The organism is Anabaena sp. EIM26 (genome assembly GCF_057568715.1).
Genome location: NZ_CM172472.1, coordinates 5116535 through 5134620, shown reverse-complemented (window position 1 = coordinate 5134620; position 18086 = coordinate 5116535). Strand labels below are relative to the sequence as shown.

Annotated in this window: 12 protein-coding genes; 6 read left to right on the top strand and 6 right to left on the bottom strand. The window is 38.5% G+C overall.

What is annotated here, in order from left to right:
- Positions 1-350: 350 nt before the first annotated feature.
- Positions 351-731, bottom strand: coding sequence for a hypothetical protein (locus tag AC012T_RS22355; RefSeq protein WP_015215626.1), 381 nt, complete (start codon positions 729-731; stop codon positions 351-353).
- 488 nt (positions 732-1219) lie between these two features.
- Between AC012T_RS22355 and AC012T_RS22350 the strand changes: the two genes are divergently transcribed.
- On the top strand, positions 1220-2452 hold the full coding sequence (locus AC012T_RS22350; protein WP_487060871.1) for a glycoside hydrolase family 10-like protein: 1233 nt from the start codon (positions 1220-1222) through the stop codon (positions 2450-2452).
- Positions 2453-2557: 105 nt separating this feature from the next.
- Here AC012T_RS22350 and AC012T_RS22345 read toward each other — a convergent pair whose 3' ends face one another.
- Positions 2558-4054, bottom strand: a complete 1497-nt coding sequence (locus AC012T_RS22345; protein WP_487060870.1) for a site-2 protease family protein — start codon at positions 4052-4054, stop codon at positions 2558-2560.
- 346 nt (positions 4055-4400) lie between these two features.
- Positions 4401-7004, bottom strand: coding sequence for a PAS domain-containing sensor histidine kinase (locus tag AC012T_RS22340; RefSeq protein ID WP_487060869.1), 2604 nt, complete (start codon positions 7002-7004; stop codon positions 4401-4403).
- Positions 7005-7504: 500 nt separating this feature from the next.
- On the opposite strand from AC012T_RS22340, the gene AC012T_RS22335 reads away from it, so the two are divergent.
- Both AC012T_RS22335 and AC012T_RS22330 read left to right on the top strand, forming a co-directional pair.
- A complete protein-coding gene (locus AC012T_RS22335; protein WP_487060868.1) occupies positions 7505-8815 on the top strand; it encodes an efflux RND transporter periplasmic adaptor subunit in 1311 nt (436 codons plus the stop codon).
- A gap of 79 nt (positions 8816-8894) precedes the next feature.
- Entirely contained in the window at positions 8895-12062 is a 3168-nt protein-coding gene (locus AC012T_RS22330) for an efflux RND transporter permease subunit (RefSeq protein ID WP_487066696.1), read from the top strand.
- Between the two features lie 48 nt (positions 12063-12110).
- Here AC012T_RS22330 and AC012T_RS22325 read toward each other — a convergent pair whose 3' ends face one another.
- Positions 12111-12941, bottom strand: coding sequence for a Uma2 family endonuclease (locus AC012T_RS22325; RefSeq protein WP_487060867.1), 831 nt, complete (start codon positions 12939-12941; stop codon positions 12111-12113).
- 515 nt (positions 12942-13456) lie between these two features.
- On the opposite strand from AC012T_RS22325, the gene AC012T_RS22320 reads away from it, so the two are divergent.
- Positions 13457-13840 carry a hypothetical protein gene (locus AC012T_RS22320; protein ID WP_487060866.1) on the top strand — a complete coding sequence of 128 codons (384 nt, stop codon included), beginning with the start codon at positions 13457-13459 and terminating at the stop codon, positions 13838-13840.
- A gap of 9 nt (positions 13841-13849) precedes the next feature.
- A complete protein-coding gene (locus AC012T_RS22315; protein ID WP_487060865.1) occupies positions 13850-15418 on the top strand; it encodes a caspase, EACC1-associated type in 1569 nt (522 codons plus the stop codon).
- Between the two features lie 112 nt (positions 15419-15530).
- Here AC012T_RS22315 and AC012T_RS22310 read toward each other — a convergent pair whose 3' ends face one another.
- Positions 15531-16298 (bottom strand): transposase, encoded by a 768-nt coding sequence (locus AC012T_RS22310; protein ID WP_487060864.1) that lies wholly within the window; start codon positions 16296-16298, stop codon positions 15531-15533.
- A 48-nt stretch (positions 16299-16346) separates the two neighbouring features.
- Here AC012T_RS22310 and AC012T_RS22305 point away from each other — a divergent pair, with 48 nt between their 5' ends.
- Entirely contained in the window at positions 16347-16655 is a 309-nt protein-coding gene (locus tag AC012T_RS22305; protein ID WP_487060863.1) for a FitA-like ribbon-helix-helix domain-containing protein, read from the top strand.
- Positions 16656-16976: 321 nt separating this feature from the next.
- Here AC012T_RS22305 and AC012T_RS22300 read toward each other — a convergent pair whose 3' ends face one another.
- Positions 16977-17564: a Uma2 family endonuclease gene (locus AC012T_RS22300; RefSeq protein ID WP_487060862.1), complete on the bottom strand. Its 588-nt coding sequence runs from the start codon at positions 17562-17564 to the stop codon at positions 16977-16979.
- Positions 17565-18086 lie beyond the last annotated feature (522 nt).

The window sequence follows — 18086 nt, the reverse complement described above, 5'->3', positions numbered from 1 at the left end:
TTTTTCCGTTACCGTTTTAATGGAAATATCAACAAAGAGAATGAAACAGTTAAGGATAATTCAGAGGGAAAGATTGCCGTCTGCCCTCAGAACTTACACTTAGTCGCCAGTTGTTGATGAAGCACTGTACAACACCCCTAATGTTGCAGCAGTTCATTGATAACGCTTTGCCGTCGCTTCACCACAACTGGCTAAAAATCCCACAGGAAACATATAAATATTTAAGCAGTTCATCCAATGGATACCTCGATTTTTTGAGTAAAGAACTGAATGGTATTGATGACCATTTTTTTGCTTGGCATTGTTTGATTTTGCAAAAAAACTGAAAAACACTTGATATTCATCATTTCTTAATCGCGCAGCATTTGGGATATGATCCTATCCGCTTGTAATCGCTGATAAGTTAAACGGATAATGTTTGCCGCATCAAATAAACCACGGACATAGCAAGCAAAACCCAAGGCATCCAACAACATTAAGGTAGTTACACCTTCTCTTGCTAGGGATGAAATAAATTCTGTAACTCCTGGAGCGCTTGTATCTATTGGCATGGTTGCCAACAAGAAACGTATACAATCAGCTGAGACAATAGTTCCTTCTAATTCTTTGCTATCCGTCGCTAGACGAACAATACCCACCATAATTTGATTTGGTGTCATGCCTTCTTCCATGAGAAGGACAAATAAAGATGCCAGATTATCTGGGGTGTGTTTGTCGAGTTTGATATTCATCATGCTTACATATTTACGTGTAACAATAAACGTAAATTTTTTTGCATATCCGGAAAAATTAGGCAAATTTTTTACTGTCTAGAAGTGAAACGGCTTAGTAATCGGTTTGACAACAATTACTGAGTCAAGGAAAGAAACGGACGTAACTACTAATACTGAAGATATGTTTTTGCTCAAATTAAACTATCAGTGTATTTAAGTAGTCGGACAAAATTAAATTCACTCGTTGAGAGAGGTAATAGGGAATAGGGAACAGGGAATATAAAAATCAGTTGAGTAAGTTCTGTAAGTTTGTACTTTTTACCATATATACTGCAAACGGTTGAAAATTGGACTTATGTCATACTGAGCATAACGTAGTGCAGCGAAGTATCTCGGAGATTCTTCACTTCGTTCAGAATGACACTTTTAACCCGTTTTTAGTATCAGGCAACTTCTTAGCAGTTATGCCAGTCTGTAACTAGAGCTTTTTAGTGTGCTTGTAGGCAATGAGTGAAAATTTTCTCAGGTGGAATGTGCGACAACGGATAAAATCAGGGTTGTTTGCGGCTATGGTTGTGCTGAGTATGGTAGTTGTGGTGATGCTATCTTTACCCTTGAAAGCTCAGACGGCTATTCCCCAGCGGACAACATCAGAATTAAGGGGAGTATGGTTAACCAATATTGATAGTGATGTTTTATTTGAGAGCCAACGCTTGCAGAAATCTCTACAACGCTTAGATGATCTTAACTTTAATACAGTTTATCCCGCTGTTTGGAATTGGGGTTATACACTTTATCCTAGCAAAGTTGCAGCTAAAGTAACTGGTAAATCCGTTGATCCCACACCGGGTTTACAAAAGCGGGATATGCTCAAAGAGATTGTCAGCGAGGGACATAAACAAGGCTTAACGGTTATTCCCTGGTTTGAATTTGGCTTTATGGCTCCTGCTGATTCTTTGTTAGCTAAAAATCGTCCCCAATGGCTCACTAACCGCAGTGACGGTACTAAAATTGTTAAAGAAGGTACGCATGAGCGTGTTTGGCTCAGTCCCTTTCGTCCAGATGTCCAAAGTTTTATTCAAGACTTAATTGTAGAAATAGTCAAAAATTATGATATTGACGGTATTCAATTTGATGACCATTTCGGTTTACCATCAGAATTAGGATATGATGCCTACACTATAGGATTATACAAAAAAGAACATGGTGGGAAAGCGCCCTCCAAAAACCCCAAAGATCCAGAATGGGTAAGGTGGAGAGCTAATAAAATCACCGATTTTATGAAGCGGGTATTTATAGCAATTAAAGCTAATAAAAAAGATTGTTTAGTTTCCGTTGCGCCTAATCCCCAACGTTTCTCTTATGAATACTTTTTAGCAGATTGGCAGAAATGGGAAAGAATGGGATTAGTTGAAGATCTAGTTTTGCAGATATATCGCAATGATTTAAATGTGTTTATCAGCGAATTAGAATACCCAGAAGTGAAAGCTGCAAAAAGCCATATTCCTGTCAGCATTGGCATATTGAGCGGCTTGAAAAATAGATCAGTTCCCATGCAACAGATTAAAACACAAGTAGAGAAAGTGCGCGATCGCAATTTTGCCGGAGTTTCCTTCTTCTTCTATGAAACCCTCTGGAACCTCAGCCAAGAAACAGCCTCAGAACGTCAAGCTGGTTTCCGGCAAATCTTCCCCAAACCCGCAGGTTATCCTAACTTGCTAACAGGCTGGAAACCATAGGGATTTGGGAGATAGGGAGATGGGATAATATTTATCTTTCTCCTGACTCCTGAATCCTAACTCCTGACTCCTGACTCCTGACTCCTGACTCCTGAACTCCTTCTTCTATCCTATTCCCAAACGTCCAGCTAAAGAGGGCGTTAAAGGTAAAAGAGTGCTAATCATCAAGAATAGAGCTAAAAGACCTAAAGCGGCTCTAGCATCATCCGGTTCAGTAACTTCATTTAAACTGGGGCGTTCTGCATCCCTTTGTAAAAAGAAAATGACGATCGCCCAGTACATCGCTAGAGTATTACCCAGAGACACCAATGCCAGCAAAGCTAAAGTCGCAAACGTAGCCCTTCCTGCGGTTTTGCGTCCATAAATTGCCTGCACAATGCGCCCCCCATCTAATTGTCCAGCAGGCATTAAGTTTAAAGCCGTAATCACCAACCCCAACCAACCAATGATCACTAGAGGATGGACATTTACTAAAGGCGCTTTTACAGCCGCACCTAGCACAACCCGCGCCAAGCTACCCACCAAAATCGAGCCTTGGAAAAACTGATTTGGCAACTGAAATAAACTACCTGGGTGGGAAAGCAACAAGCCTGTCACCAACATCAGCAAAGAAACAATACCGCCAAAAGCTGGCCCTGCTACAGCAATATCAAATAACGCCTTGCGATTAGGTAAAAGAGATTCAAATCTGGTAATTGCCCCAAAAGAGCCAATTTGTACAGCGGGTAGAAAAAACGGTAAACTCAAACGGACTTGGTGACGTTTTGCTAATAACCAATGACCAATTTCATGGGCTATTAAAATTGTACATATGCCCAAACCAATAGGTAAAGCTTCAGGAAAACGTGATGGGCTGGAGAATAAATCAAAATTCAGTAATAAACCTGATGCTTCTAGACTGGTAGCAATAGTTGCCACTAACAAAATCACTGCAAATACCTTTTGGGGTAACTGCATGGGACGTGGATCATTGCGACTAGGCAAAACAATCATCACAGGTTTACCGTCTGTGTTTTCAACTAAAAATAGGCGATATTTATCACCCAAACGTCCCTGTAAACTTTTAGTGAGACGGTTGTGAACTTCTTCTGGTTCTCCCCGTAAATTACCTTTGAAAATTGCTCCTTCTTGATAAGGAATAGTTTCGGTAGCAAAAAATGTGTCAATACCAAAAATACCTTTAATTGTATGCAAATCTTCCTCTGGTATTGTCATTTCCTCTGGTTTCAGTTCTGCAACTACTGCTGAATTGTTGCCATTTTTTGTGGAATTTGCTGCTTGGGAGGTTTCAGCCGCTAGTCTTTCTGTGGCTCGTTGCTTGATAATGGCATCTTGACCAGCATCGCGTAACTGTTTACCCAAGAAAATATACACCCCAGTTGAAGCTACCAGCAACAACAATACACCCGCTATATTGATGTAAATACCAGCGGCAAAGCAGCCAAAGAACAGCAGCCAAGGAGCCATCAATACTACCGACTGTAACCAGGCTAAGATTCCCAGCTTACCGAAGGGTTTGGCACGATAAAAGCCCCAACCCAAAATGCCGAAAGCGACTAGCACAACTGCCGCAATTATAGGAGTTTCTGATGAAGTAAACATCTTTAAACCTTTGTTATTGAGACCGAAGCTCGTACAAGTCCGGTTTTGTAAATACGATTAATCACTAATATCTTACGCAGGTTGTAGTTTACCAAAATAATGCTGTTATTTGCAGCCAATCACAATAAATTGACAAATTTAGCGTTTTATGGTTAAGATTTTGCCACATTGGGCAATTGTCACCCAAATAGGTGTCATGTTAATTATATATAAAAATTATGGAAAATTTCACCAAAAAGTATCTTATTTGTGTGTTGGTATTTGGTCAGGATTCAGGATACAGAATGTTTGATATAACAGGGAACAGAAGAGAAAAATATTCTTCTGATTCCTGACTCCTGAATTTTTACGCTATTTGAGTCATAGGAATTTCAATCACAAATTCTGCTCCTTTGCCAAGGGTGGAATAACAATATAAATTACCTTGATGTTTATCTACTATAATTTGGTAACTAATAGAAAGTCCCAAACCTGTACCTTTACCTACATCCTTTGTCGTAAAAAATGGGTCAAATAATTTGGGAATAATTTCCGCAGGAATTCCTAGACCATTATCAAATATCCTGATAGCTAATCGGTGATTATTAATTTGTTCAGTAACAATATGAATTTTTCTGTTTTTATTAACTAGGTCTGCATTTTCTAAAGCATCAATAGCATTACTCAAAATGTTCATAAAGACCTGATTGAGTTGACCTGGATAACATTGAATTAATGGCAAATCGCCGTAATTTTTAATTATCTCTATTTCCGAATAATTGGGTTTGGATTTTAGGCGATTTTGCAGAATCATCAAAGTACTATCAATGCCTTCATGAATATTTACTTCCTTAATTTCTGATTCATCTAAACGAGAAAAATTACGCAATGAAAGGACAATTTCTCGAATGCGATCAGTGCCTACACTCATGGAATTGAGAATTTTGATAACGTCTAATTTGATAAAATCTAATTCTATATTTTCGATTTTTTCTTGAATTTCTTCTGGTGCTTCAGGGAAGTATTTTTGATATAATTCGACCAATTTTAATAAGTCTTTAACATATTCATTTGCTGGTGAAAGATTGCCATGAATAAAATTAACTGGATTGTTTATTTCATGAGCAATACCAGCAACCATATTTCCCAGTGATGACATTTTTTCACTATGAATAAGTTTAATTTGTGTTTGTTTGAGATCCAGTAGAGTTTTTTCTAAATTTTGGGTCTGCTGTTGTAACATTATTTCTGCTTTTTTTCGTTCTGTAATATTTGTAGCTACTCCTAAAATTTGCTTAACTTGACCATTGCTTTGACGATAGAAAATGGTATCTCGACTATATAACCAGCACCATTCACTATTTACATTTTTCATGCGATATTCAATTTCTAAAATTTCTCCATCTTGAGCATTAATAAACCTTTGCCAATGTTCTATAACTTTTTCCCTATCTTCTGGATGGATAATGGAAGACATGAAATCTGCATCAATTTTTTCCATTTCTTGATTAGAGTAACCAAGGAAATCACTAATTGCTTGATTGGTATAAACGTTACGTTGTTCTTCTAAGTCGAAAATATAGAGAAGATTGGGAGAAGAATCGGTAATACGTTGAATGAAATGCTGACTTGCTTGGAGTGCTTCTTCAGCTTGCTTGCGTTCTGTAATATTCAGAGTTGTCCCCACTAGTCTATAAATTCTACCATCACTGTCTTTCAAAGGATTGAGCGTAGTCATCCACCATGTCTGCTCATTTTTAATAGTGAGTAATTCTTCATAGCTGATGCTTGTACCAGATTCTATACAATTTTGGTAGCGTTGACGTACTATTACAGCTTCTACTTCTCCATGTAGATATTCTGGCTTTTTGCCCATAATATCTGCTTGACTTATTCCTGATAATTTTTCTCCTGTAGAATTCCAACCTGCAAAGCAAAAATCATCATTATCTAGAACATCAACGACAAATATAACTTGTGAAATACCTTCATAAATATTGCGGAGGAATTCTTCCTTTTCTTGTAATTGTGCCTCTGCTTGTTTGAGTTCGGTGATGTCAAATAGACAGCCATACCAGAGGATTCCATTATCGGTTTGACGTTCTGGTTTAGCTATTGCCTTTACCCATTTTTTCTGCTTGTTAGGGGTTGTGATACGCCACTCAGTCTGATAGTTTTCTAGGGTTTGAGCAGACTGAAACATTACTGCTTTAATGTTATTAATATCATCAGGATGAGTAGAATTAAATATCAGTGATTCATCTTTCTGAATCTGTTCTGGTTCTAATCCTAAGAGTTCTCGACATCCTGAAGACACATAGGGAAAAGACATTTCGCCATCGGGTGATAAACGAAATTCATACATCATTCCTGGTACATTATCTGCCAATCTCTGTAACCGAGCTTCACTCTGACGCAAAGCGGTTGTACGTTCATTTATTTTAGCTTCTAATTCTTCATAACGTCTTTCACTATCTGCTAAGGCTATTTCTGCTTGTTTGCGAGTGGTAATTACCTCTGTAAACATGATAATGCCACCGATTTCATTGGCTGTTTGATACCAAGGATGTATTTCCCATTTCACCCATTCAATTGTGCCATCAGCACGGGAAAAACTATCCTCTTCACATTTTTCAAATGTACCTGCTAAACAGCGTTGGTGAATTTCTTGCCAATACTGGGGAAGATTGGGTAAAATTTCATAGTGACTGCGGCCGATAATTTCTTCATCGCCTAAGCCATAGTCTTCTCGCCAGCGCCGACTTGCTAATACATAATGCATTTGACAGTCAAAGATAGCGATCGCAGCTGGTGTATATTCCATGAATAAGTCTATCTGTTCATAGTTATACTTCACAGGAGTTGAGAATTGAGTCTGAGTCAAATTTGCAACTCTTTTACGTAGTTCTACTACTTCTTGTTGCAGAGAGTCATACGTACTTTTATCTACAGTGATAAAATCGCTAGTCATTGTCGTTTCGCTTGCCTATCCAGGGTCTGAAATTGACTTTATAGCAGGAGTCAGGAGTCAGAATTCAGGACTAAAACCCTTTTTTAGCAAGATTTTCATCATTTGGTTGATGTCCTAACCACCCTATCCGTTTCTATAATTCTATAGTTCCCAATCATTACCAGCAAAAAGCATGATTGGCATCATCTTTATATCTGATCTCTTTTAAACTTGTTAGTGCGGTGCGTGAGATAGAGAAAATCTCTTGTGTGCTAAATTATCTGGTTTGATGCACCCTACAAGAGCTAAAATCCATAATTTATATTTGATAGATTTTCTCAATGGGTAAGTCCTATAATTAACCTTCCGGTAGATTGTAAAAAATTATAAATCTTGTATATTGAGATGAGCTAACACATAAATTTTTTTAGTACCTCATGCTAAATGAGGAATTTCAAAATCAATATAATACAGTTCCAGATAGAGTTTTAAATATTCCCTCCTTCAACTTTCTATCAGCTATGACATCTCCTGAGCCTCAAACTGATTTTGAAGATATTCCTCAGCCATCATTTGAGCCACCGCCACAATCAAGACGGTGGCTACGCTTATTGTTAGCTCTAGTCTTAGTAATTGGGGGTGGAACGGCTATAGCTTGGAAGTTGCTAACTCCTAACCAAAATCCAGCCGCAGCTAATGCTCAACCCCCAGCAGTAAAAGTCAAACTATCGACAGTGCAAACAGGCACAGTTGAAGATACGACAGAATATATTGCCAGTCTAGAATCTAGACGCTCAGTCAATCTCCAACCCAGAATTCAGGGTCAAGTTGCCCAAATATTTGTCAGATCAGGAGATCCTGTCGTAGCTGGTGCAGCCATTATGCAAATAGATGCCAGACAGCAACAAGCCGCAGTGAATAGTTTGTCTGCTGCTGGTCAAGCTTCTCAGGCACAACTAGAAAATGCTCGCGCTACCCTCAAATCTCTGCAAGCAGAACGTCTCGCTAATGTTGCTGATGTGCGCTTAAATCAGCAGGATTACGATCGCTACTCTGAATTAGCCGCACAAGGAGCAGTGTCTCGTCAAACTAAAGATCAATATGCCAATAGACTGGCTACAGCAAAAGCCCAACTAGGGGCGATAGATTCTCGAATTCAAGCCCAGCAAGCTACCATATCTCAGGCAGAAAAATCCTTACTCCAAGCTGATGCCAATGTTAGACAACAACAAGTAGAACTTCAGTATTACAAAATTACTGCTCCCTTTAATGGTACTGTCGGCGATGTCCCTGTTAAAGTAGGTGATTTTGTCAGTAATTCCACACCATTAGCTACCATTACTCAAAATCGACCTTTAGAAGTTAAAATCCCTGTTCCCTTAGAAAGAGGTTCCCAATTACGTCAGGGATTACCAGTAGAATTAATTAACGCCCAAGGTCAAACCCTGGGTACTACCGAAGTATTTTTTATCTCTCCCAGTATCAATAATAATTCCCAATCAATACTCGTTAAAGCACTTTATAACAATTCCGCAGGTCAACTACGGGCAGATCAATTAATTCGAGCCAGAGTGATTTGGGATCAACGTTCTGGAGTTTTGATTCCCACAACAGCCGTATCTCGGATAGCCGGAGAAAACTTTGTGTTTGTAGCCCAAACAGAAAAATCTCCTGAAGGTGCTTCCCAATTAATAGCCAAGCAAAAGCGAGTGAAGCTAGGCAATATCAAAGGTAATGATTACCAAGTAATTGAAGGGCTAAAAGCAGATGAAAAACTAATCGTCTCCGGAATCCAAAACCTCAGAGATGGACTACCGATAATGCCTGAGTGATTGATTGGGAAGATTAGAAAGATACTCTCTTCACTACTGAACTCCTGACTACTGACTACTCGCTTTCAATTACGAATTAATTATGGTTGATTTCTTTATTAAGCGACCTGTTTTTACCAGTGTCTGCGCTATTATCATTTTGCTGTTAGGTGCAATCAGTATTCCGACTTTGCCCACAGCACAGTATCCAGAGATTAGTCCGACGCAGATTATTGTCAATTCTAATTATGTTGGTGCTAGTGCAGAAATTGTGGAAAGCACGGTTACAACTGTCTTAGAACGTCAGATTAATGGTGTCGAAGGCATTAAATACATGACTTCGAGTAGTAGTAATGATGGCAGTAGCAACATTACTGTCACATTTGATGCTTCGCGGGATAAAGATATTGCCGCCGTTGAGGTACAAAACCGCGTTTCTTTGGCTGAACCGCAGTTACCAGAGTCTGTAAAGCAAACAGGAGTTACTGTCAGTAAGCAGTCGAACAATATCCTGTTGGCGATGGGTTTATATAGTGATAATCAAGAATTTGATACTGTATTTTTAAGTAATTACGCTGATTTGTATTTAGCAGATGCTCTAAAACGCATCAAAGGTGTAAGTGAGGCGCGGATTTTTGGTGAACGCCTCTATGCAATGCGTCTGTGGCTTGATCCTAATAAACTTGCTAGTCGCAACTTAACTACTCAAGATGTTGTTGATGCCATCAATGAACAAAACTTACAGGTGGGTGCGGGGCAAATTGGACAGCAGCCAGCACCAGATGGGCAGATGTATCAAATTGACTTGAGGGCGGTTAGTAGACTGACAGAACCGGAGGAGTTTAACAATTTAGTGATTAAAACTGCTGCTGATGGTAGTTTGATCAAGTTGAAAGATGTAGGTAGAGCAGAACTTGGCGCTCAAAACTATAGCTCATTTCTCCGATTTAAGGCTAATGAAGGTGTAGGGATAGGGATTTTTCCGACACCGGGAAGTAATGTCTTGGACGTTGCTAGGTCAGTGAAAAAGGAAATGGTGAGACTTTCTCAAAGCTTTCCACCAGGGATGAAGTATCAAGTGGCATTTGACACCACTACGATTGTAGAAGAGTCCTTAGCGGAAGTGGTGAAGACGCTATTAGAAGCGATCGCTCTTGTTATTCTTGTTATCTTTATTTTCTTACAAGATTGGCGCATTACTTTAATTCCTGTCATCACTATTCCCCTGGCTTTAATTGGTACTTTCGCCTTCGTTAAAGCCTTTGGCTTTTCTATCAACACCTTAACCATGTTCGGTTTAACCCTAGCAACAGGGATGGTAGTTGATGACGCGATTATCGTAGTTGAAGATATCTCCCGCTTAATTCAAGAAAAGGGAGTATCACCCCGAAAAGCCGCATCCGCAGCTATGCATGAACTGACTGGAGCGGTAATTGCTACCTCTTTGGTACTGATGGCTGTGTTTGTACCTGTAGCATTTTTCCCAGGTTCCACTGGACAAATTTATCAACAATTTGCCCTCACAATTGCCTTTTCTATTGTCATCTCCACCTTTTTAGCTTTAACTCTCACACCTTCTCTGGCGGCGTTGCTGTTGCGTCCTCGACCCCAACCCAGAGGCATTTTCGGCTGGGTATTTGGTCGAATCAACTGGTTTTTAGATGCCATGCAGCGGGGATATGCGCGATCTGTCAGATTTTTGACCAAAATAAAAGCGATTGTTGCGATCGCATTTATTGGTTTATTAGGTATTACGGCTTGGCTGTACATGACCGTACCATCATCATTTCTACCTGACGAAGACCAAGGTTATTTCATCACCATCATTCAAGGGCCAGAAGGTTCTTCACTTGAATACACCAGCAACGTCATGAGTAAGGTAGAAGCCGAAATCCTGAAATTGCCAGAAATTACAGGTACTTTTGCCATTGGTGGCTTTAGTTTTAGTGGGAATACTGCTAATAGCGGCGTAATTTTCTCTACTCTCAAATCCTGGGACGAACGCACCAAACCAAATCAAACGGTACAAGCCCTAATTGGTCAATTAGCACAAACATTCTCAGGAATTACCGAAGCCAGCGTTTTTCCAGTTAATCCCCCCGCAATTCGCGGTTTAGGCAGTTTTAGTGGTTTTCAGTTTCAGTTACAAGACATATCCGGCACTAACAGCTTAAATTCTATGCTGGGAACTGTCGGTCAATTTATGATGCGCGGTAATCAGACTCCAGGATTACAAGCTGTATTTAGCACCTTTAAAGCCAATACACCCCAAATTTTAATTGAGGTAGACCGGAATAAAGCTAAATCTCTGCAAGTTTCCATTGAAGATATCTTCACAACCCTACAAAGTTACTTGGGTTCCAGATATGTCAACGACTTTAATTTTCTATCTCGCACATATCGGGTATATATCCAAGCAGATGCTCAGTTTCGCTCAAACCCAAATGATATCAATTCATTATATGTGCGTTCTGACAATGATCAGATGATTCCTCTCAGTAGTTTAGTCAAATTGACTCCTACAACCGGAGCGCAAACAATCAATCACTACAACTTATTACGCTCAATTGAAATTAACGGTTCTCCGGCTCCTGGTTTTAGTTCTGGACAAGCAACTAAAGCTATGGAACAACTAGCAAAAGAGATTTTACCCACGAGTATGGGATATGAATGGTCGGGTATTGTCGCCGAGGAAAAAGAATCAGGTGGACAAGCACCTCTCATTTTTGCTTTGGGCTTAGTTTTTGTCTTTTTAGTATTAGCGGCACAGTATGAAAACTATGTAGATCCTTTGATTATTTTGCTTGCAGTTCCTCTAGCTATTATGGGAGCTTTAGCATCGCAATCACTACGGGGTTTAAGTAATGATGTATTTTGCCAAGTAGGGTTAGTAATGTTAATTGGTTTAGCAAGTAAAAACGCAATTCTAATTGTAGAATTTGCCAATCAATTACGAGAACAACAAGGTTTATCAATTACTAAAGCCGCAGTAGAAGCAGCACAAGGGCGTTTACGTCCAATTTTGATGACTGCCTTTTCAACTCTTTTGGGTATTTTCCCTTTGGTAACTGCAACAGGTGCAGGTGCAGCAAGTCGTCAATCTCTAGGTACTGCTGTGTTTGGAGGTATGTTTGTTGCGACTTTTTTAAGTTTGTTTATTGTGCCAATTTTGTATATTATCATTGGGACAATTCGCCAGCGTTTGCAACCTGCTCATAAGTATCCACTTTTAGAAGTGCGTGAAGATGGGAAAGTTTCATCAAGATAGCATTCATTCCCAGTCTATGACTGGGAATTAGAGAATAAGAGATTACATCTAATCTAAATCAGGTTCAACACCAAGCGATCGTAATTGGGCAATTAATCTTTCTGTTTTCTGCCTTTCTTGTTCAGCTTTCTGCCTTTCTTGTTCAGCTTTCTGCCTTTCTTGTTCAGCTTTCTGCCTTTCTTGTTCAGCTTTCTGCCTTTCCTGTTCAGCTTTTTGTCTTTCTCTTTCTGTACTGGTTAATATCCAATTACCATCTTGATCATACCAACGTAACCAAGGCATTTCCACATTTTTATAAGTGCCTTGCCACACCCCTAAACCTAATTCTATTTCTGAAATCCAAACCCGATCATCTGATAAATTTATTTCAGCATAACGAGCGCCCTTTAACTGAAACATTCTAAATTCAGATTTATAACGGTCAAAGATGGCGTAGTAGGGTATTCTTAAAATTTGTTCATAAACTTCCCATTTACCGGGAGGTTTTTCAACATCCCTTAATGATTGCCCTAAGTCTTCTTTTTCTGTTCCAGGTGAGAGTAATTCAACTATAATATGAGGGCTTACTCCTTCTTGCCACACCACATAACTTAATCTTAAATCTCTATTTTCGTACAGATATGGTACACCTAAAACTCCAAACCAATCTGGGCGTTTATACCATGAAGGATGACGCAAATCATAGTAAAGATTCAGATCACTGCCTGTAAATATCTCTTGAGTGGGATAATTTGGTGGACGGAATGTTTCTGCTAACAATTGTGGTTGCAATAAATGAAATTGATCTGGCAAGCCTGGTTCCTCCGGGTCTTCGCTAGGAAGATCATACATTGTTGGTAATGTTTCTTTAGGGGAAAGTGGCGGATCTGTTTGATACATTCTTGACAATCCTAAAGATAGAATTTCTATCCTCATTATATTATGTATACTAAAAACGGTTTGAAAATCAATACTATTGCCAATTTTCCTAAATAGGTCTTGAACCCAATGAAATCGTGACGATATCAATAGGGTTTCAGGGTTTTGGCAATAGTATTGAAAATGTCATTCTGAACGAAGTGAAGAATCTCCGAGATACTTCTCTGCACTACGTTACGCTCAGTATGACATAAGTTCAGTTTTCACCCGTTTGCAGTATAGAAATATGATTCGTTTAGAAAATGGTAGCGATTGTTTTTGATGTTAGATATTGCTGGGGAGAAAGTCTTATTTATTGAGAATGTATAAGAATCAAATTTTTTCAATTATGAATTGACCGATCAGCTATCATAGCTCCTGTAAGGGAAAAATTCGTACTTCGCTCTAAAAAATGGGCAAAAATTACCTTATTAACGCAATTTATCAGGCTGATATTGGTATAATAATGAGCAAATTTGAAATAACAGCCTGGTAGTATGTCGGACACATCCAATTTTAAAATTACCATTGCCTTCACTGATTCAGACTTAGACAACGAGGAAAAAAATCAGGAAGTGCAGAAGCTACTGAGTCAAATGCAGAAGCTAGATGAAGTAGAAGAAGTTAACCGCGTTATTGACCCCAACCCACCAGAAGGAAACAAAGCTGGAGGGGGTTTTTTACCTGGACTGCTAACGACACAAGTAAACCCTGCTAATTTTTTGAAATTGTTCGGATTTTTGGCAGAACGTTTGGGTAACAAACCGATTAAACTCAATGTTAAAGCCCCAGATGGTCGGGAAATCAATGTCGAAGCCAGTAGTAAAGAAGAATTTGATTTTGCTTGGCAAAAAGCACAAGATTTTATTAACAACAAATAAGGCTGGATAATGGCGAGAATTGCACTACTGATAGGGGTAAGTGAATATCAACCAGGCTTAAATAACTTGGCTGGGGCTGTAAAAGATGTGGAAGCAATGCAGCGAGTTTTACAGCATCCAGAAATGGGTGGTTTTGCTGAGGGTGAAATTATAGTCATGCAAAATCCCCAAAGACAGGATATGGAAAATGCTATTGAAAAGCTTTTTGCTAACCGTCAAAAAGATGATTTATTGCTGCTTTATTTCTCTGGTCATGGAATTACAGATGATAGTGGTAATTTATATTTAACTAATAGCGAAACTCGCAAATATGGTAATGGTGATTTAGTCATAACTAGTGCTACTGCTGCCAGTTCAATACATAAATTCATGGACAGAAGCCGTTCTCAGCGACAGGTAATTATTCTGGATGCTTGCTTTAGTGGTGCTTTTGCCGAAGGGATGAAAGCAAAAGATGATAGTAGTGTTAACATTAATCAGCAATTGGGAGGAAAAGGTAGGGCAGTTTTGACTTCTTCCTCTTCTAGCGAATATTCCTTTGAACAAACAGGAGAAGAATTATCAGTTTATACCCGTTACATTGTTAATGGTATTGAAACTGGAGCGGCTGACACTGATAATGATGGCGTGATTTCTGTTGATGAATTGCATGAATTTGCACGAAAAAAAGTGCAGGAAGCAGCACCAGCGATGAGTCCCAAGATTTATGCTGTGGAAGAAGGATTCAAAATTAAGGTAGCAAAAGCACCTATTGGCAATCCAAAATTGAAGTATCGCAAAGAAGTAGAAAAATATTTAGGTGATGGTAAAATTTCAACTATTGGTAATCGAATTTTAAAACGTCATCAAAATGAATTAGGTTTATCAGATGATGAAGTTAAACAAATACAGGATGAAGTTCTAAAACCTTATCGTATATACCAAGCTAATTTGAAAGAGTATGAAGAAGCTTTGCAAGAGGCTGTACAGCATGAAGTAAATCTCACCCAAGTTAGATTAGATGAGTTAAAACATTTCCAGCAACTTTTAAAACTCAGAGATGAGGATGTAAAACCAATTCAGGATAGGTTAATTTCGTCTCCAAATAATACCTCAGAGGAAAAGAAAACTTCTAGCAGTGAAGATGACCTTAGCTCAGAAAAAGGCATAGACTATACTAAACTGCGTGACTTACTCAAAGCAGGTAACTGGAAAGATGCAGACTATGAAACATATCTGGTAATGTTAAAGGCTGTAGGCCGTGAGAAAGGCGACTGGATTAGGAACGAAGAACTTTTAAACTTTCCTTGTACTGATCTTCGCACAATTGACAAACTATGGGTAAAATATAGCAATGGTCAATTTGGCTTCAGCATCCAAAAGGAAATTTACTTGAGCGTCGGTGGCATAGCTGACGGCAAGTATTATGAAGAAGCCTGGATAAAATTTAAAGAAAAGGTGGGATGGACAGTGGAAGGAAAGTGGGTGGATAAAGTTTATACAATGAAGTCACCCAAAGGACACATACCTACCTTAGGTCTACCTACCTACAATATAAGGTATACCTTCCTTGTACAACCTTTTGAATGTTTTGAATGATACCTTCCATCCTTTTGTTAGACTTCTCTCGCATCGAGACTTGTAAACTGTAACATCTAAGGCTTTCCGAGATTCGTAAATATTTATTACAGCCCCCTTTCCCACGCTAGAATCAGCATTTGCGAATTTCGTTACCTGGCACGGCAGAGAAAAAGCTATTTGCGTGGATAAATTTTTCTGCTACCTCCTGCACCTCCGTACTTTCCGTTACCTTTTGCTTATCCCAAGGTAAACTCATCTGTCCTGGAGACTTCTTGCTTTTACCGCTTTTCTTCATTGACGGCAAAAACCGACTTCCCCAGTGGTTTCTTTTTTCTGGTTTGGCCTTTGGTTTATACTTCTTGCAAAACTGCCGATATTTAGCTGCACATTCTTCCAGAGTTCTCCCCAATTGCAAAAATGCCGGATGCCATTGAGTGATACCATCATTACTCAAGCGGTCATGAGTGCCGTAATTGCTAAAGTCATAAAAAAATCCTTGCTGTATTCCTGCTGCTTTCGGGTTAGCGTGAATATAGCGCAAAGTATTTAAGGCACGACGATAATCTGTATTTTCAAAACCTGTACTGTGATATCGCTTTTCCCAAAAATGACCTGTACGGTTCAGCATTCGATTAAAACACATAGCAGTGTACCAGTTTAACCAGTGCATAACTTTTGGTAATTCTTCTGGTTGTTTTGGTTCTAGGAGATAATGAACATGATTACTCATAATGCACAGTGCATAGAGTTTAAAACCATACTTTTGTTGTGCTTTTTTAATCGCATAAAGAAACACTTCCCGACATTCTAACCGTGTAAGTCGAAATTCACGGTTATTGCAACGGGTAGTAATGTGATAACAGAAACCTGGTTGTAAATTGCGTTTTGGACGAGACATTGAAAAATGCTATTTTTTTAAATAAACAAAACAAATGTATCAAAAAATATGAAAATAATTATAGATAACCTAGAACCCAACTTAGTCGAAAAACTCAAATATCAAGCAGAACAAAATGGACGCACTCTAGAAACTGAGTTAAAACTTATTTTAACACAAGCTGCTGCACAAATTCAGCAAGAATATTTTCATCAACAAACATTACTTCCCCTAGAAAAATTAGCAGCGCAGGTAAAGGAGTCCTTAGATAATACAGGATATGATTCCCATGAGAAAATTATTGATTTAATTCAAGATGTGAAAAGAGAAATGGCTGAGGAACATTTATTAAAAGCACAGCATCAAAATGAGTCATGATATCCCGCAACGTTTATTTTTAGACACTAATATTTATATTATTGGCATTGCGAATCAGAATAGTTTATGACTTACGCAAGTGTCACACTTAACATCTATTTTATGGTGCGTCAGATATCAAATATCTGTTTATTTGCAGGATTTATAAAGTTTGACGCACCCTACTGAATATGCCAATTCGTAAGTCCTGTAATTATGAAATAAAAATATTAGAATCAGTTGGTTTCCTACAACCTTTATCTGTAGAAATTATCATTTCAGAAGAGTTATTGGATCAGATTTTACGAGTATCTAAACGTTATAAGTATTTGGAATAAATTTTTATTTCTCACTCATAAACTCAATGAATTGAGATACAGCATCATATTGATCAGGAATTGCTAAAAACCGTAACAATGACTCCTTATCCAAATCTGGTAAAAAGCGACTGCGGTTAACTTCTTCATATTCAAAAACAGCATTTAAACTAAAAATTTGGATTTTATTATTTCTCCAAAACCAAACTTCTGGAACTCGCTTAGGTTTATATAATTCAGTTCTCTTAATTGTGCCACTACTAACTATAATTTCAATTACAATGTCAGGAACTTCTTTATTAGTGCCAATACAATAAGACTCATCCGGTGTTCCCGAAGCATAACCAGATTCTTCTAAAGTAAAACCACCCCTACCATAAAACCGAATCCCCTTATGTCTCATGTACGCTTCTAATAAATAAGAAAGCGTTTTTTTTACATATTCATGTTTATCACCAATAGGAGACATAATTTCCAGCACCCCTGCTAAATATGCCAATTTCACGGCATGATTTTCTTGTAACTGCACCTCAATAGTCTTAAACTGTTGCCAAGAAACACCAGGTACAGTTACCAGTTTTTCCTCTTCCTGTTCTAAAAGTGGAATTTTCATAGAAAAAATTGCCAAACTTTTTATTACTTAATTATACTCTATTGTAGTAGGTTAGTTTAAATCAAGATACACCAAATTAATTTTTTTGATAATGTTAAGGTAAAGAAAAACTATGTAAAAATATGAGTAACCAAATCACAATTACTGGGAGCATCCCAAATGTGTAAGTTTACTGTCATGCTGAATGAAGCGAAGCGCAATGAAGCATCTCGCGAGATTCTAAAGCCTACGGCACGCTGCGCGAACGCTTCACTCCGTTCCGTATGGCTAACGCCACACTATGCCTACGGCACACTACGTGAACGTGAACAGAATGACAATTTGTAATGTTTTTGCAAAATTGGGATGCTCCCCAATTACTCTACCAGATGACGTTTATTGGAACACTTAGCACGTTTAGCAAACCGTGATTTAGCAAGCATCTTAGTTGATACTATCCAATTTTCTATTCCACCTATTAGCTTGGAAGCAGCAACCCTTTAAACCGTATCAACACTTTCTGATGAGCAAGTTTTAGCTTTG

Bases quoted from the DNA above. Each gene is read 5' to 3' on its own strand.
- AC012T_RS22355 (WP_015215626.1), bottom strand. From the start codon at position 731: ATGAATATCAAACTCGACAAACACACCCCAGATAATCTGGCATCTTTA.
- AC012T_RS22350 (WP_487060871.1), top strand. From the start codon at position 1,220: ATGAGTGAAAATTTTCTCAGGTGGAATGTGCGACAACGGATAAAATCA.
- AC012T_RS22345 (WP_487060870.1), bottom strand. From the start codon at position 4,054: ATGTTTACTTCATCAGAAACTCCTATAATTGCGGCAGTTGTGCTAGTC.
- AC012T_RS22340 (WP_487060869.1), bottom strand. From the start codon at position 7,004: ATGACTAGCGATTTTATCACTGTAGATAAAAGTACGTATGACTCTCTG.
- AC012T_RS22335 (WP_487060868.1), top strand. From the start codon at position 7,505: ATGACATCTCCTGAGCCTCAAACTGATTTTGAAGATATTCCTCAGCCA.
- AC012T_RS22325 (WP_487060867.1), bottom strand. From the start codon at position 12,941: ATGTATCAAACAGATCCGCCACTTTCCCCTAAAGAAACATTACCAACA.
- AC012T_RS22320 (WP_487060866.1), top strand. From the start codon at position 13,457: ATGTCGGACACATCCAATTTTAAAATTACCATTGCCTTCACTGATTCA.
- AC012T_RS22315 (WP_487060865.1), top strand. From the start codon at position 13,850: ATGGCGAGAATTGCACTACTGATAGGGGTAAGTGAATATCAACCAGGC.
- AC012T_RS22310 (WP_487060864.1), bottom strand. From the start codon at position 16,298: ATGTCTCGTCCAAAACGCAATTTACAACCAGGTTTCTGTTATCACATT.
- AC012T_RS22305 (WP_487060863.1), top strand. From the start codon at position 16,347: ATGAAAATAATTATAGATAACCTAGAACCCAACTTAGTCGAAAAACTC.
- AC012T_RS22300 (WP_487060862.1), bottom strand. From the start codon at position 17,564: ATGAAAATTCCACTTTTAGAACAGGAAGAGGAAAAACTGGTAACTGTA.